Origin of the sequence: Bartonella silvatica, assembly GCF_040545155.1 — a bacterium.
GTDB lineage: Bacteria > Pseudomonadota > Alphaproteobacteria > Rhizobiales > Rhizobiaceae > Bartonella > Bartonella silvatica.
Genome location: NZ_JBEPLI010000001.1, coordinates 158985 through 175729, shown reverse-complemented (window position 1 = coordinate 175729; position 16745 = coordinate 158985). Strand labels below are relative to the sequence as shown.

15 protein-coding genes are annotated in these 16745 nt (G+C 35.9%); 7 read left to right on the top strand and 8 right to left on the bottom strand.

Annotated elements, in window-relative coordinates:
* Window positions 1-262: 262 nt before the first annotated feature.
* A complete protein-coding gene (gene polA, locus ABID23_RS00640; RefSeq protein WP_354188296.1) occupies window positions 263-3160 on the top strand; it encodes a DNA polymerase I in 2898 nt (965 codons plus the stop codon).
* Here the strand turns inward: polA and ABID23_RS00635 are convergent.
* The 7 genes from ABID23_RS00635 to ihfB all read right to left on the bottom strand — a co-directional run bounded on the left by ABID23_RS00635 (window position 3157) and on the right by ihfB (window position 8846).
* Complete coding sequence (locus ABID23_RS00635) at window positions 3157-4032, bottom strand: endonuclease/exonuclease/phosphatase family protein (RefSeq protein ID WP_354188294.1); 876 nt, start codon at window positions 4030-4032, stop codon at window positions 3157-3159. The genes polA and ABID23_RS00635 overlap by 4 nt on opposite strands.
* Before the next feature lie 105 nt (window positions 4033-4137).
* The gene (locus ABID23_RS00630) at window positions 4138-4911 is read right to left on the bottom strand and encodes a Bax inhibitor-1/YccA family protein (RefSeq protein ID WP_354188292.1); all 774 of its coding nucleotides are present in this window, start codon (window positions 4909-4911) and stop codon (window positions 4138-4140) included.
* Window positions 4912-5813: 902 nt separating this feature from the next.
* A complete protein-coding gene (lspA, locus tag ABID23_RS00625; RefSeq protein ID WP_354188290.1) occupies window positions 5814-6317 on the bottom strand; it encodes a signal peptidase II in 504 nt (167 codons plus the stop codon).
* Between the two features lie 10 nt (window positions 6318-6327).
* Window positions 6328-7161, bottom strand: coding sequence for a TrmH family RNA methyltransferase (locus tag ABID23_RS00620; protein ID WP_354188288.1), 834 nt, complete (start codon window positions 7159-7161; stop codon window positions 6328-6330).
* 2 nt (window positions 7162-7163) lie between these two features.
* On the bottom strand, window positions 7164-8096 hold the full coding sequence (locus ABID23_RS00615; RefSeq protein WP_354188685.1) for a class I SAM-dependent methyltransferase: 933 nt from the start codon (window positions 8094-8096) through the stop codon (window positions 7164-7166).
* Window positions 8097-8260: 164 nt separating this feature from the next.
* Window positions 8261-8557 carry a LapA family protein gene (locus ABID23_RS00610; RefSeq protein ID WP_354188683.1) on the bottom strand — a complete coding sequence of 99 codons (297 nt, stop codon included), beginning with the start codon at window positions 8555-8557 and terminating at the stop codon, window positions 8261-8263.
* Between the two features lie 4 nt (window positions 8558-8561).
* Entirely contained in the window at window positions 8562-8846 is a 285-nt protein-coding gene (gene ihfB, locus ABID23_RS00605) for an integration host factor subunit beta (protein WP_354188681.1), read from the bottom strand.
* Between the two features lie 181 nt (window positions 8847-9027).
* On the opposite strand from ihfB, the gene lptC reads away from it, so the two are divergent.
* The 6 genes from lptC (at window position 9028) to rlmN (ending at window position 16001) form a co-directional block, all read left to right on the top strand.
* Window positions 9028-9663 (top strand): LPS export ABC transporter periplasmic protein LptC, encoded by a 636-nt coding sequence (lptC, locus tag ABID23_RS00600; protein ID WP_354188286.1) that lies wholly within the window; start codon window positions 9028-9030, stop codon window positions 9661-9663.
* A gap of 83 nt (window positions 9664-9746) precedes the next feature.
* A complete protein-coding gene (locus tag ABID23_RS00595; RefSeq protein ID WP_354188284.1) occupies window positions 9747-10355 on the top strand; it encodes an LptA/OstA family protein in 609 nt (202 codons plus the stop codon).
* Window positions 10356-10361: 6 nt separating this feature from the next.
* Window positions 10362-11156 (top strand): LPS export ABC transporter ATP-binding protein, encoded by a 795-nt coding sequence (lptB, locus tag ABID23_RS00590; RefSeq protein WP_354188282.1) that lies wholly within the window; start codon window positions 10362-10364, stop codon window positions 11154-11156.
* 1352 nt (window positions 11157-12508) lie between these two features.
* The gene (gene ptsN / locus ABID23_RS00585) at window positions 12509-12973 is read left to right on the top strand and encodes a PTS IIA-like nitrogen regulatory protein PtsN (protein WP_354188280.1); all 465 of its coding nucleotides are present in this window, start codon (window positions 12509-12511) and stop codon (window positions 12971-12973) included.
* 1246 nt (window positions 12974-14219) lie between these two features.
* On the top strand, window positions 14220-14723 hold the full coding sequence (locus ABID23_RS00580; protein WP_354188679.1) for an invasion associated locus B family protein: 504 nt from the start codon (window positions 14220-14222) through the stop codon (window positions 14721-14723).
* A 51-nt stretch (window positions 14724-14774) separates the two neighbouring features.
* Complete coding sequence (gene rlmN, locus ABID23_RS00575; protein WP_354188278.1) at window positions 14775-16001, top strand: dual-specificity RNA methyltransferase RlmN; 1227 nt, start codon at window positions 14775-14777, stop codon at window positions 15999-16001.
* 5 nt (window positions 16002-16006) lie between these two features.
* Here rlmN and ABID23_RS00570 read toward each other — a convergent pair whose 3' ends face one another.
* Complete coding sequence (locus ABID23_RS00570; RefSeq protein ID WP_354188276.1) at window positions 16007-16645, bottom strand: LysE family translocator; 639 nt, start codon at window positions 16643-16645, stop codon at window positions 16007-16009.
* Window positions 16646-16745 lie beyond the last annotated feature (100 nt).

Sequence of the window (16745 nt, the reverse complement as noted above, 5' to 3'; positions counted from 1 at the left end):
TGGTCGTTGTGGGGAGGGGAACACCACAACGACCCTGTCGCTACTTCGTACCTCAGCTATCATAGGAGGAGCAAAATGAAAGCTATTATATCCTGTAACAGCAAAGAAAAGCTCTAGGTACTTAACATAAGCCGTAACGACATTATGCTTTATGAAAACAAAAAATGGCTTTTTAGAGGCAATTTGATAAATTTAAAAATAAAAATAAAAAAATATACAAGATTGAATTACTTTTTAGCTGAAATGGAGAAATAAAACTGTCATGAGAGCGACGGATCATCTTTTTTTAGTTGACGGATCAGGTTATGTTTTTCGTGCTTACTATGCTTTACCGCCTTTAAAGCGCAAAAAAGATGGGCTCCCTGTAGGAGCTGTCGCTGGTTTTTGTAATATGTTGTGGAAACTACTCTGTGATGCGCGTAATACAGCCACAGGTGTTGTTCCAACACATTTTGCTGTCATTTTTGACTATTCATCCGATACATTTCGGAAACAAATTTATCCACAATATAAAGCGAACCGAGAGGCGCCTCCTGAAGATCTTATTCCTCAGTTTTCTTTAATACGCCAAGCAACAAAGGCTTTTAATTTGCCTTGTATAGAAAAAGAAGGATTTGAAGCCGATGATTTAATTGCTACCTATGCCCAATTGGCAACAAATGTTGGAGCAAAAACCACTATTATTTCTTCTGATAAAGATCTTATGCAGTTGGTTAATGCGCACGTGTCTTTGTATGATGGAATGAAAAATAAACATATAGGGGCTCTAGATGTTTTAGAAAAATGGGGGGTAGAGCCCGAAAAAATGGTCGATTTGCAAGCTTTGACTGGCGATTTGACAGATAATGTCCCAGGTATTCCAGGTATTGGTCCCAAAACTGCAGCTCAATTGTTAGAACAATTCGGTTCTCTTGATGCTTTGTTGCAACGAGCTGGGGAAATTAAGCAAACAAAACGACGTGAAAATATTCAAACCTATAGTGAACAGGCAAAAATTTCTCGTGAACTCGTTCGGTTGAGAACAGATGTGCCGGTAGATAATGATTTAGACGATTTTATTTTGGAACCTCAAGATGGTCCGCGTTTAATTTCTTTTCTTAAAGCGATGGAATTTTCTACACTAACGCGTCGTGTTGCAGAAGAGACAGAATGTGATACAGCAGTTATTGAAGCACTTGATGTAGATATTGAATGGAATACTTCTGAGCAAGGAACCAACAGTGATTTTAAGAAAATGTCTTCTCATGATTTTTGTGAAAATTCTCCACACGTTTTTGCACAAAGACGTAAAGATCAAGCTCTGACACAAAAAATTACAAGAGATTCGTATATAACGATTCTTGATGAAAAAATTTTGAAAGAATGGTTATTAGAAGCACAAGAAAAAGGCTTTTTCGCTTTTGATACTGAAACATCCTCACTTGATCCGCTGCAAGCAAAACTTGTGGGTTTTTCATTGGCTTTACAGCCGGAAAAAGCAGCTTATATCCCTCTTGAACATATTGAAGGAGAAGATGATCTTCTCGGGAATAAACGCATTTCTGGACAGATTGAGACACAAAAAGCTTTAGCACTTTTAAAACCAATATTAGAAAATGAAGCGATATTAAAAATTGGTCAGAATATAAAATATGATTGGTTGGTGATGAAGCAATATGGCATTGTGATGCGTTCTTTTGATGATACAATGCTTTTGTCATATGCTTTAGATGCTGGCACTTTAACACATAATATGGATGACTTATCTCAGCGTTGGCTTGGGCATAAAACAATTGCTTATAAAGATTTAACCTATAATGGGAAAAAGATAGCTTCTTTTGCAGAGGTGGATCTAAAGCAAGCAACGCATTATGCTGCTGAGGATGCTGATATAACGCTTCGCTTATGGAAAGTTTTAAAACCACAGCTTGTATCTCAAGGGATGACAAAAGTTTATGAGCGTCTTGATCGACCGCTCATAGAAGTTCTTGCAAGAATGGAAGAACGTGGAATCCTTGTTGATAGACAGATTTTATTGCAACTTTCAGGAGAATTAGCACAAGCCGCTTTTATTCTAGAAGAAGAAATTTATCAGTTAGCGGGTGAAAAATTTAATCTTGCTTCTCCAAAGCAATTAGGTGAAATTCTCTTTGGAAAAATGGGGTTACCTGGAGGTACTAAGACAAAAGGTGGTCAGTGGTCAACTTCTGCGCAGGCATTAGAAGAGTTGGCTTCTGAAGGTCATGTTTTGCCACGTAAAATTATTGATTGGCGTCAACTTGCAAAACTAAAATCTACCTATACAGATGCTTTACCTTCCTATATTTTACTGAAAACAGGGCGTGTTCATACAAATTATTCTTTGGCAACAACATCAACAGGACGATTATCATCGTCAGAACCAAATTTGCAAAATATTCCAGTACGAACCGCTGAGGGGCGTAAAATCCGAAAAGCTTTTATTGCGCCAGAAAAACATGTATTGCTGTCGGCTGATTATAGCCAGATTGAATTGCGCATTCTTGCACATATTGCCGACATCACGGCGTTAAAAGAAGCTTTTGCTAGAGGACAGGATATTCATGCAATCACTGCATCACAAATGTTTGGGGTTGCTATAGAGGGAATGCATTCAGATATACGACGACGGGCAAAAGCGATTAACTTTGGTATTATTTATGGCATTTCAGCTTTTGGATTAGCCAATCAATTGGGAATTTCGCGGCAAGAAGCTGGGCGTTATATTAAACTTTATTTTGAAAGATTTCCAGGAATTAAAGATTATATGGAAAAGATAAAAAACTTTGCACGTCAAAATGGTTATGTAGAAACCATTTTTGGACGCCGTATTCATTATCCGGAAATAAAGTCAGCAAATATACAAATTCGTGCCTTTAATGAACGGGCTGCCATTAATGCACCAATTCAAGGATCAGCAGCAGATATTATTCGTCGTGCCATGATTCAGATGGGCGATGCTTTGGAAAAAGAAAAACTGTCAGCAAAAATGTTGCTACAAGTGCATGATGAATTGATTTTTGAGGTACCAGAAGGTGAGAGTGAAAAAACCATGGCTGTTGTTAAAAAGGTTATGGAAAATGCGACAATGCCAGTCCTTTCTTTATCGGTACCGCTTGAAGTAAAAGTGATGTCCGCCCAAAATTGGGATGAAGCACATTAGCCTTGTTCACTTGTCTTTTTTAGAAAAGTCATGGCATTAGCAAGATCAAGATAAGCTTTTATAGGTAAATGATCTGAGGCAATGCGTGCAAGTGGTGAATGATGCGTTTCAATATTTGTCACCAATTGATGGGGAAAGGCAAAAACTCTATCAAGAGCGAGAAAAGGAAATCGAGAAGGAAAGCTTGGTACAACTCTAAATGTGTTCCCAAAATAGGGAGAAAAATGGTTTAGAGATGAACTTTTTCCTACCCTCCATTCATTAAAATCACCAATGAGGAGTGTGGGCATGAGAGGGCGTGTTTGCAGAAGTGAAAGGAGCATTTTTGTTTGCTGGTTACGGGAATGGCGTAATAAGCCAAAATGAGCTGCAATAACACGAATAAAACCGACTTCCATTTCTAACTCTACAATCACCGCTCCACGGGGTTCTATACCAGGAAGAGTAATTTGTAAGATGTTGCGTACATGCCCTTTTCGCAAAAAGAGAGCATTACCATGCCAGCCATGCCCCTGAGGTGACATAGTATTCAAGGGTACAGGAATCAGACCCGTTTCAGCTTTTAAAAGTTGAAGATCAATAAGGCCAATGCGTTCACCAAAACGTTTATCTGCTTCTTGAAGAGCAAGAATATCAACTTTCAGTTCATGAATAACACGTATAATTCGTGCAGGGTTAAAAACTTTATCAATACCTATGCATTTATGAATGTTATAAGAAGCAGCAGTAAGATCATAATGATTATTCTGATTTGAGGTGTCTGGTCGATAACAAGTACGATTACTGAGTGCATTTAAAAGAGAGTGAGAAAGTTTTTCCTGCATAAATGCAGTGAAGCGGGGAAATCCTTTTTTGTAAGGCTTTTTTATCATTTTGTTAGAAGAACACTCAAAGAGGTAAATGATTTATCTTAAAAGTAAAAGAACCTTGTTTCTTAAAAGAAACAAGGTTCTTTAGTTACGTTATAGACGTTGCCATCAATCACGGTTTGAACCAAGAAACTGTAGCAAGAAAACAAACATATTAATGAAATCAAGATAAAGACTAAGTGCACCCATAATAATTTTACGACCTTGGGTATCAACACCATCTCCCTCATAATACATTAATTTAATGCTCTGTGTATCATAAGCTGTTAAACCAGCAAAAATGAAAACACCAATCACAGATATGGCAAATTGTAAGGCACTTGATCCAAGAAAGATATTAACAATCATGGAAATTATTAAGCCAACCAAACCAATAAAAAGAAATGACCTTATTGCTGTGAGGTCGCGCTTTGTTGTATACCCATAAAGCGAAAGAGCACCAAAAGAAGCAGCAGTAATAACAAAAGTTTGCACAACACTTTCTGTTGTGTAACGTAAAACGATAGAAGACAACGAAAGTCCAACGAGGGCAGCATAAGCAAAAAAGAGGCTACGAGCTGCACTTGTACTCAATGTGCTAATTTTGAAACTGAGGAATAAGACTGCTACAAGCGGTGCAAACATAACAAGGTATGAGAGCGGTGATGTATAAAATGTTACTCCAAATGAAGTTAAATAAACACTGCTATTGATTTGAGCTGCTGCTTGGCTCATATCCGTTGTTGTCGCTAATGATGCAATTACATAAGCAGCAGCGGCTGTAATAAGCAAACCAATGGCCATGGTGTTATAGACACCCAGCATATAGCTGCGCAATCCTTGATCAATTGATGCATCGGCATGGGAAACAGACGCCGAACGTAAATTTTTGAAATCAGCCATAATATAAAGTCCTTTAGCATATGTTCCACCAGATGTTGGGATTAAAAAGAATCTCTGCTTTTTTGAGAGTAGGCTTGCATAAGCTTTTTCTTAGCAGATACAAATAACCCCAGGCGCCGCTGGCGGAATTCCAGCATACCTCCTTATATTATGGAGATTTATTTTAAAATTACAAGAGAGTTATACAGGGAGGAAACCTTACAAATTCGTAAGAAAAGATTTTATTTTTTACCTGATTGGCGCGTTATTTTATTATTTATATGAAAAAAAAGATTATAAGACTGCTTTTATTTCACACATAAGTAGTTTTATGTAAATTTATCGGGCATCATCATTTTTGCATTTGTCGTGATGTAAGGAAGTACCAGTCATTATATTATTTTTTAGCTTTCACCGTTACGCTCTACAGTTTGTTACAAATATATTCAGGGGACAGTATTTCAAGATCTATATCAATTTAATTTATTGATCTGCTATTGAAAAATTTTTCTGTTTGAGAACAAGAATGAAGCAGTTTTTTTATAACCTTGAAAGAATATGAACGCAATCTTTAAAGTAAGCATTTATATTAGAAATAAAGATCCCCATTTTGCAATGATAAAATATGAAAAAAAGAGCAATAAAAAATACGGACAAGATGATCACCAGTACTTTATCATAACAACCTTAGTTACAGAAGAAACAATGTTTAAAATAACAAACAAGAGAAAAATTGTTTATTAAACAAAAACTATTTTTAATGCTGTAAGGTACAGATATAAATGAATAAAACAGAGTGCTCTTTAACAAAATTATTATGTAAAAAAGCAATCAGGAACAAGTTCTAAAAAAGTGTAAGTTATGTGCACTGTGATTAGTATATTGTATAAAATATGTTTATTTTGAACAAATGAAAAAAATTCTTATTTAGATAACGGGTGATTAGAAAGAGATTTCTCTTTTATCCAAATGCGTAACTCTTCAATAAGGATAGCAATGACACCAACGGTGATGAAACTATCTGCGAGATTAAAAACAGCAAAATAAAAAATATCATCGATATGAAAGAGTATATAATCAGTGACATGATGAAAACGAATACGGTCAATAAGGTTACCAATGGCTCCACCAATAATAAGGGTGAGACCAAAGCGCGTTAAATATCTTTTATATTCAGTATTTTTCCAAAACCATAAAAGAAAAACAATAATAACAAGCGTGATGGCAATGAGTCCCCATTGAGAAAAGGAGGATAAAAATGAAAATGCTACACCAGAATTACGTACATGATAGAGGGAAAGGAAAGGAAAAAAAGAGCTTTCTGTTTCTAAGGGAATATTATGTACAACCCAGTATTTGACAGCTTGGTCTAGTCCTACAATAAGCATCAAGCTAAAAATAAAGAAAGACAGAGATTTGTGTGTCATTATTTAGCCCTTATATATCTAGTGTTAAATAAGGACGGCGGATCTCATAAAGCATGATAGCTGTTGCTATCGCTAAATTAAGCGAATCTGCGCGTCCACTTTGCGGAATACGTGCAAGTTGGTCACAACGACTTGCAAGATTGTCGGGGAGTCCCTGTTTTTCGTTCCCCATTAAAAGGATAATGGGACCATTTTTGAAATTAATTGTGCGGTAATCAATAGTACTTTTCAGATGTGTGCCAATAACCATACCTTTAAAATGCTCAGACCAGTTTAAAAAAGTACTTTCATCACAGCGATAAAGCGGTATAGAAAAAATTGATCCCATTGTTGCGCGTACAGTTTCAGGTGAGAAAGGATCTGTGGTTTCACCAATCAAAATAACACCTTTTGCTCCTACAGCATCAGCTGTGCGAATGATGGTGCCAAGATTTCCAGGATCACGCGCTTGATCAAGAGCAACATAAACATCATCGAATCGCTCTTTTATTGTTTTAATTTCTTGCCATTGTTGTTTAAAAATACCGATAACTGTTTGTGGGTTATCACGGCGCGTAATGGATTCCATTACTTTTTGTGATGCTTTTATGACAAAGCCTCCATTGGCTATCGTGTGTGCAGCAGTATTTTCGATAATTGTATTACCAATTTGGCTCTTGGAAAAGATAAGCGTTTGTATTGTCCAACCAAGATTGAGAGCATCGATCACCAATTTTAATCCTTCTGCCATGAAGAGATTTTCTCGACTGCGATTTTTCTTTTGATTAAGTGCTCGAAGATCTTTGATGATAGGATTGCTAAGAGAGGTGATTTCTTTAACTTTACCGGTTTTGTTTATACACATATTTAGGCAGTCCAACGGCTAAAAAGAGAAGTAGAAAGGGCGCGTCCAGCAGCTTCTTCACGCAAAATCAGTTCACCTGATTCGATCGTGCCACCCAAGTTTATTAATTCATCACGCATGAGTGCATGCAATGCGTAAAAAGAGGCACGAATAGAATAAGCTGTAAGCACAATAGAAAGAGGTTTATCAGAGAGAAGCTTGCGACAATTTGTAATCATTGTCGGTAAATGATCGAAGAGTTGCCAAATTTCACCATGGGGTCCGCGCCCATAGGCAGGAGGATCAAGAAGAATCATATCATAGCTTTTTTTACGACGCAGTTCGCGTTCGACAAATTTTACAGCATCATCACAAATCCAACGAATAGAATTATTTGATAATCCTGCTCTTTCTTGATTGGCTTTTGCCCAGGAGATAGCTTTTTTAGAAGCATCAACATGTGTAACATTGGCACCTGCGCGTGCACCAACAAGCGAAGCAATACCAGTATAGCCAAAGAGATTGAGTAATTTAATTGGGCGTGTAGATTTTATAATTTGATCTTCTATAAAGCGCCAATGAGCATCTTGTTCGGGAAAAACACCGACATGACGAAAGGAAGTAAAACGGCCTAGAAAAGATAGTCCATTCCAAGTAAGGGGCCAAGTTTCCTTAAGTGTTTTTTGGGGAAAGTGCCAACGGCCAACACCTTCTTCATCTCGATTACCTGTAAAAACAGCATCAACATGATCCCATTCTTTTTGTGATAAAGCGGGTCTCCATAATGCTTGCCCCTCTGGTCGAATAATGCGGTAAGCTCCGTAACGCTCTAATTTTTTTCCATTTCCAGAATCAATAAGCGCGTAATCTTCACTCTCCCTTGTTTCTAAAATAAGAGGTAAAATTTCCTGCGGATGCTTATCGTTGTTATGAGATTGAAAGCACTGTGCAGACATGTTTGGCATAATGATCCAGATATTTTAAAAGTTATCTTAAAATCTTTTATCTCGTAAGAGTGTAAAGTTTTCAGATTAATTAAAGCATGTATAGAAAAAAAGGGGAAGGGTACTTTTAAATTTTGTATTAAAACGGGACAAAAAAGAATTTTCTTAAAAGACCATTATACCATATCTGCAATTGATGTTTTTAATTTTTCAAGTTCAGCTTTATTTTTTTTGAGTTCTTTTTTGCAGTCATAATACGCAAGCCAATTAATTAATCGGCCTAATAAAATACCAATGCCCAAAAAGATAAACAGCCATATAAAAAGAGGAGCGCGATAAGTAAAACGCGCAGAGCTTATTCGAAAAGGATCAAGAATTAATGTGACCATTTGATCATTAGCCATGACAAAAGCAATCAAAAAAACTGTAAAAAACATCAAAACAATTGTTAAAAAGACACGTTTAATTATCATCATTTTACTCATTTTGGTTAAGTCGATCACGCAAATCCTTTCCAGTTTTAAAAAAAGGAATCCATTTTTCTTCTACGGCAACGGCTTCTCCGGTTCTTGGATTGCGACCATTACGGGCTGAACGGCTTTTGACGGAAAAAGCTCCAAAGCCACGAAGTTCAACACGATTACCATTCGCAAGTGCTGTTGAAATTTCCTCAAAAATAGCATTGACAATATTTTCCACATCACGTTGAAAAAGATGCGGGTTCTGACGTGCAATAATTTGCACAAGTTCTGATTTTACCAAAATAACCTCACTTTCGCACAAAAACGTTCTTTACAACTACGATATACATTACAACAGATAAGCAGATGCAAGTAGAATAAAACAAAGAAAAAATAAATTGCAAGAAACAAAATTTGAAAATATGTCGTATTAAGGTTATACAGGTCAAAAAATGCGGAATATTATAAGAGATTAGGGTCATATGTCCGTACACAATCATTATGAAGCGAATCCATCTGTTAGTGATGTTTTTAGAAAGGCATCTCGTCATTCGCGTCGGATTAGTATATTAAAATTTTTTCTGCCTCTCTTTGCATTGGTTATAGCGCTTATTTTTAGTTGGTTTACATTTTTCTTTGTTCCCGTTGTTTCTGATCCTGTAACTTTCAGTCATGAAGAGGAAGAAGGGGTAAAGTTGACGATGCTTAACCCAAAATTAGAAGGCTATACGCGCGCTCACGAACCTTATTGGCTTAAGGCAGAAAAAGCATTTCAAGATCGTAAACGTTCTGGAATAATTGAGCTGGAAAATATTACAGCTGAACTCTTTTTAGGAAAACAAAGGCGAATTTTTCTCGATGCGCAAGGTGGAAATTATGATAACATAAATGGTTTTTTACAATTAGATAAGCCATTCACGATTACTACAAATGATGGAGTAACTGCACAATTTATGGCGGCAAATATTAATTTATCTGATGGGCAATTAAATACAGATAAACGTATCAATATTCGGCGTGCGGGTTTTCATCTTACAGCCAATTCTTTGCAAATTCGAGAAAAAGGGCAAAAAATTTATTTTCATGGTGGGGTGTATTTATTGCTTGGCAAGAAATGAGAGAATATTCAATAAGACATTTTAACTGACTTTATGAAAGAAAAATATTTTTATAGGTAAAGAAAAGAATTGAAAGTAATAAAATGAAGCTGAAGAAGTCATATAAAAAACTGATGAGCATTGCTTTGGCTTTTATCATAGGAATATTAGGATTTGAAACAGTTTGTTCATATGCTGAAGTGACCCATTTTGGTATGCGTTTATCAGATAATAATGAACCAGTAGAGCTTCATGCAAACTCTTTAGAAGTTCGTGATAAAGAGGGAATAGCACTCTTTAAGGGTGATGTTTCGGTCAACCAAGGTGAACGTCTTCTGCGAGCAGCGAAATTAATTATCTACTACGATAAAACGCAAAAGATGGCAGATTTGGATAAAATAGATACAAAAATGTCATCACCTTCTTGGTTAAATTCGTCAGGCATTAAGAAAATTGAAGCTTTAGGAAAAGTTTATATAAAAGTTGCTGCGCAAACCGCTACAGGGGATAAGGGCGTCTTTGATGGAAAGTCAAAAACAATGAGTTTGACAGGAAGTAATGTTGTCTTAACCGATGGTAACAATGTTGCGACAGGGTGCAAACTGACGGCAGATATGAAAAGCGGGAAGGCTTTTTTAGAAGGTTGTAAGACGTCTAAAAAAAGGGGCCGTGTCTCTATTATTTTAAAACAAAGTCAAGAAAACGGCCATTAAGGTTTCATGTTTGGAATCAAAATAAAAAAACGAATATATCAGTATGATCCTGCAAAAGAAGTTTTAAGAGAGCGCTTAAAGGGAACATTAATTGCTAGTAAGTTGATTAAAGTTTACCGTGGAAGACAGGCTGTTAAGGGTGTTTCTTTTGGTATTCGCACAGGAGAGGCCGTTGGCATTTTAGGCCCCAACGGTGCGGGAAAAACAACATGTTTTTACATGGTGACTGGTCTTGTTAAATCTGATGGGGGATCCATTAAGATCGATGGGTTTGATATTACCCATCTTCCGATGTATCGACGTGCTCGTTTAGGTATAGGATATCTTCCGCAAGAGGCTTCTATTTTTCGTGGTCTTTCAGTAGAAAATAACATTAAAGCTGTTTTAGAGATTGTTGAAAAAGATCGTTTTAAGCGGCGTGAGGAGTTAGATAGTCTTTTACATGAATTTAAAATTGACCATTTACGTAAAATGTCTGCACTTTCTTTGTCAGGGGGGGAGCGCCGAAGGTTGGAAATTGCGCGTGCTTTAGCGTCTCGCCCCAATTTTCTTTTGCTTGATGAACCTTTTGCGGGAATTGATCCTATTGCCATTTTTGATATTCAGCAACTTATTCGTCACTTAACGAAGCGTGGAATTGGTGTTTTGATAACGGATCATAATGTACGTGAGACATTGGGGCTTGTCGACCGTGCATATATCATTCATGCAGGACAAGTATTGGTTCACGGACATCCCAACGATATTATCAACAATGTTGATGTACGAAGAATCTATTTAGGAAATAAATTTTCTCTTTAGCTTTTATAAGTTTCAATTAATTAAATAGATTACTATCAATGACCGTTTTCACACATGCACAAAGTAAATATATTCTAAAAGGGTAAAAAAACTTTATAGGATTCCTAACACAGAATATTTTGAATTATAACGAGAATCTATCGTTTGGGATGTGAGCTTCTAATATCGCAAAATACCTCTATTTTTAATTGGTTTATACTGATAGCAAGTAAAATTATTTTATTTTTTATCATAGATAAAACTGTGTGAGGTTAAAAAGCAATTGAGAGAGAGTTAAAACTCTTTTCTTTTATGAATTATTGAAATGCGAGGATTATCGAGATATCATAGCGGAGTAAATATAATGATGGTGCTGATTTTTACTTGAGAATCATTGTTGGTATATATTTCCACAACATAATTAAAAGCAATTTTTGTTACATTTACAAAATTATAATGATCTTATTAAGAACTTAAAATAAATAAGGAAATACAAATGCTTGTAGAAAACAATTTTTGGTTTTGTTAAGCGTCAAGACTTTTTTAAATGATTGTTTCATCATATTATCTCTGAGAAACACCTTAATTTATGCCAAAATTTCTTTTATAATTATAATTTCCTAAAAAGTGGAAAAAGACAGTAAAGACTTTATGAGAATGAGGTAGTTGTGTTGTTTTTGATTAAACCGTGAAAAGGCACCATTAGGCTAACTTTATTGTGGATGATAAATAAGGATATAAATAGGTATGTGTGTCATGGAATGTATATACGAGTGATACTTTTCCCTTTTTGAATCAAACAACATGTAAATGATACTGTTTTGGGTATTTTAATGATGAAGTCATGGGGTATTGATATGATGGTTATCAGATAGGAGTTTTTGTGTTTTGTTGTTTTTTATTGCGCATTTAAGGTGGATGTATAGCTATCGGCATTATACTAAGCCTAGGATAAAGATGAAGCAATTGAGAATCTTTGGATCATTGTGATCAAGTAGAGAAAAAGCAACATAGTCATCGTCAAAATAATGCACTTAATATGTTTTGTATTTTATAGGAGCTTATTCTTAAGAAGAAAAAGCTTGGTGGAGGGTTGTGCGCTAAGCGTTGTGGTTAAGGGATGAATCGCTTTATAAATAGTATTCTTTTCCAGTAAGGTAAGAAATTAATTTTATGGAAAATGTCATTTTTTATTTTTTCATATTATTAATTGGAAATTGAATACTGTTTATACTGCATCAAAATGATACGAGATAAATTGAAAAATAAAAACACAGATGTTGGGGTCAGAAAATAAGAAAGAACTTTCGTTATCTCCATCGTTTACAGGTTTATTGGTGCACATTTGAGCGTGTATAAAGGAAAATGAAACTATGAATTTGATTGAATTAATTGCACCGGAGGCAATTATTCCGGCTCTTAAGGCAAATTCGAAAAAACAAGTTTTGCAAGCTTTAGCTGAAAAAGCTGCCAAGCTGACAGGTCTTAGTGAACGTGTCATTTTTGATATTATTTTGCAACGTGAAAAATTAGGTTCAACGGGTCTTGGTGGTGGTATCGCGATTCCTCATGGAAAACTGCCTGATATTAATCGAATCATTGGTATATTTGCACGGCTTGAAAGTCCTGTTGATTTTGAAGCACTTGATGATGAGCCAATAGATCTTGTTTTTCTCCTTTTAGCACCTGAAAATGCTGGTGCTGATCATTTAAAAGCTTTGTCGCAGATTGCGCGTGTTTTACGCCATGCAGATGTTGTTCAGAAGTTGCGTAACACCTATGATGCTCACGCACTTTACGCTTTATTGGTTCAAAGTGCAGAGTCAAATGCAGCTTAAAATACAGTATAATGTGCTTTTACGAACAGAGCATTATAGGATATCGTTGAAAAAATAAAAAAGCTTGCATTTAAAATCTTAGATTCATTCATTATATTAAGTGACCTTGAAAAAACTCTCTCAAAAGATTTTTTCAAGGTGTTTATGGGAAAAAGTAGCTTATAGTTTTTGTTATTTTTCGTATGTAAAACATTCGCTATCATGTTTTTTGATCTATTTATTTCTCATATTCGGCTGTAAGTTTGCCTTTTTTAAAGTCAAAACAATTTTAATTGTATAGATATTTAAAATTAAAAAGGGGAAATAGAGCATCTCATGTTGCAACCTTGTTAGAAGGAGGGAGAGCAGCAGTTATTTTAAATATCAATTGTACAAGGATAATACGAAAAGGCCATTTTGAATATTGAGAGAAAGTTATAAGTCTAAGGCTGGTTATAGAACTTTTCAGTTCCATTAATGAAGCTGTTTTGAAAAAGATAAAGTAAACGGATGAGAGGACAACGAGAAATAAAAAGTTTGGATATTTTTATAAAATACATTGAAGGAAGATAATAATATTTTATAAGCGGATTCCTCCAATATTGCCAAACGCGTTAAGATAATATGATTAATGGGAGAGGATACTGAAGTCGTTTCAGAACTCGGCTTTTAATATGCGTATGAAGGTAAAGTTGCATATGTCTGTTTGTACAGGGTTTATACGCTCAAAATATGCAGGTCATTCAAAAGTGTTGTCCAGACTATACTGAGTTAAAGTATGGACAACGTTACAGTAGGTGAGATCATAATTTTTTTTGATTTTTATTAAGATAAATGCATTAGGCTATGTCTTAAGTCTGTGGATAATATCTGGAAGGTTGTAAAGTTGGGGGTATTTATTTATGGTGTTATTTTCTAAAGTTTTTCAACAAATTGCTTTCTATAAAAGGGGTTAGTTTATTTATTAACGGGTTAATGGTATATTCATACTTCGTTTTGGAACTCCAGTTCTTGAAGGGGTGATTTTTATACGAAAGATGGGTCACATAGAATCAAAGTATTATTTTAAAATCTGATTATGAATAAAAAATCGTATTTTAGTAGCAACGAAAAAGTCACAATGAAAGGTAAAAGATTGCTTTGGTTTACATGAAGGCATTTTGCTTTTAGAAGGGTTAGAAAAATAACGCTAAGGCATCGATAGGCTTTTGTTGAGCTTTTTCAAAAAGAGATTTTGTTAGAGATTAAAGAAGTGAGCTAAATGAAGATGTTTGAAAAAACTATTATTGTTGCAGCTGTAATGACTCTTGTTACGACTGGGGCGACATGTGCACAAGCACCAAGACGTTTAAATCAATTTGAAGCGTGGGGAGCTTATTCTTATAAATCGCCAGGAAATACAATTTGCTATGTGTTGTCCGTCCCTTTAGAATCGCTTCCCACGACAGTGAAACATGGTGATAATTTCTTTTTAGTGACCAAGCGCTCTCATTCACCCGTTTCGTTTGAGCCACAGTTCATGGCTGGTTATCCGTTTAAAGAAGGGTCAAGAGTTACTGTGACAATTGGGAATAGAGGTTTTGATTTTTTTACAAAGGATTCGTCAGCTTGGTTAGCTTCATCAGCTCTAGAAAAGCAGCTTGTTTCTGCTATGCGTGCTGGAATAAAGATGACCGTGAAAGCTATATCAAAACGAGGAACCCATACGACTTATACTTATTCCTTAAAAGGGATTACTGCTGCATTAAATGCGGCTCAGAAGTGCCATTAAGGCTTCTGTATTTTAAAATAAACAATATAAAGCGATATAAATTGGAAAACAATGGCCGTTTCATATGACCTTAGACCGGTTGGTTCACGCCCGGTACGAGAAGCAGATAATTTTGTTGTGAAAAAAAGCTCGAAGCTCTCTTTAATTGGCTTATCGCAAAATGAAATAATACAAGCTTTAAGGACAGCTGGTGTGCCAGAGCGTCAAACACGTATGCGTATGCGTCAACTTTGGCATTGGCTTTATGTGCGGGGTGTTTCAAACTTTGATGAAATGCTGAATATTTCTAAACCAATGCAAGAAATGCTTAAAAGTCGTTTTTCTATTGCGCGTCCAGAAATTGTCGGAGAGCAAATATCAAAGGATGGGACACGTAAATGGCTTTTGCGTTTTCCAGCACGTGGGGCTGGATGGCCTGTCGAAATTGAAACAGTTTATATCCCTGAGGAAGGGCGTGGTACCTTATGTCTTTCTTCACAAGTAGGATGTACGTTAACCTGTTCTTTTTGTCATACGGGAACACAGGTCCTTGTTCGTAATTTAACAGCGGAGGAAATTTTAGCACAAGTATTGGTTGCGCGTGATTGTTTGGGAGATTTTCCTGATAAGAATACCCCTGATGGGGCGGTTGTTCCAGTTGAAGGACGCAAAATCACAAATATTGTTATGATGGGAATGGGAGAACCACTTTATAATTTTGAAGCAGTCAAAAAGGCTTTATTGATTGCTTCTGATGGGGATGGACTTTCTTTATCAAAGCGTCGAATCACGCTTTCAACCAGTGGGGTTGTTCCCGGAATCGTCCGGACTGGAGAAGAAATTGGCGTTATGTTAGCAATTTCACTTCATGCGGTACATGATACACTTCGGGATATGCTTGTTCCTATCAATAAAAAATATCCGCTTTCGCTATTAATGGATGCTTGCCGTAATTATCCAGGTCTTTCTAATGCCAAGCGCATTACATTTGAATATGTTATGCTAAAAGATATAAATGATAGTCTAGATGATGCTAAGCGATTGATACAATTACTGAAAGGTATTCCTGCAAAGATAAATCTGATTCCTTTCAATCCATGGCCAGGGACAAATTACCAATGTTCTGATTGGGAACAAATCGAGCGTTTTGCCGATGTGATTAATCAAGCGGGATATGCTTCCCCTATTCGAGTACCGCGTGGTCGTGATATTTTGGCAGCATGTGGACAACTTAAATCAGCTTCAGAGCGTCTACGCAAATCTGAACGTTTACGGCTTGAAGATGCGGTTAACAGGTAATAATCTCAGTTTTCAGTGATAAGGAGTTGGAAGGCAAAACTGACAAATATACCGGCGATAAGCCAATTCAGAACGCGCATATAAAGAGAATTTTTCTGAAGGCTTTTGAAGAGTTTATGTGCCATAAAAACGATGGAAATTGTAATGGGAAGAGAAATAGGAATATAAGAAAGCCCTAAAACAAGTAGTTTTTGCATTGCCATGGGATCGTTCGCATTAATAAATTGTGGCAAAAAAGTTATGTTAAAAAGAACAACCTTAGGATTTAAAAGGTTAATTCCAATACCAGCAAGATAGTTACGCTTAGCGCTTTGATATTGAGATGTTTGTAATTTCAAAGAAAATTTTGAATGTTTACGTAATGATTGAATGGCAAACCATAAAAGGTAGAAGGCTCCAGCAATTTTGAGAATGGAAAAAGCGTGTGGTGAAGCAAAAATAAGAGCTGATAAGCCAAGCGCTACGGCAATAACTTGAATGGCAAAACCCGTTGCACTTCCTAACGTACACATAATTCCAGCTTTTTTGTTTTGTGTGATGGTCCGTTCTATAGAAAGCATCATATCAGGTCCTGGAATAAGTGTTAAAATTAATGCCGCCATAGAAAATTGAATCAAAATAGACCATTCAGGAATAAATGACATAGAAGCCTCTCTCTTACCATGTAAAGAGGCATCAGTTGGTGTATACCTCTTACATAAAAAGTGCTTTTTTACACTTTTTAATTTTTTTCATCTTTTAAAT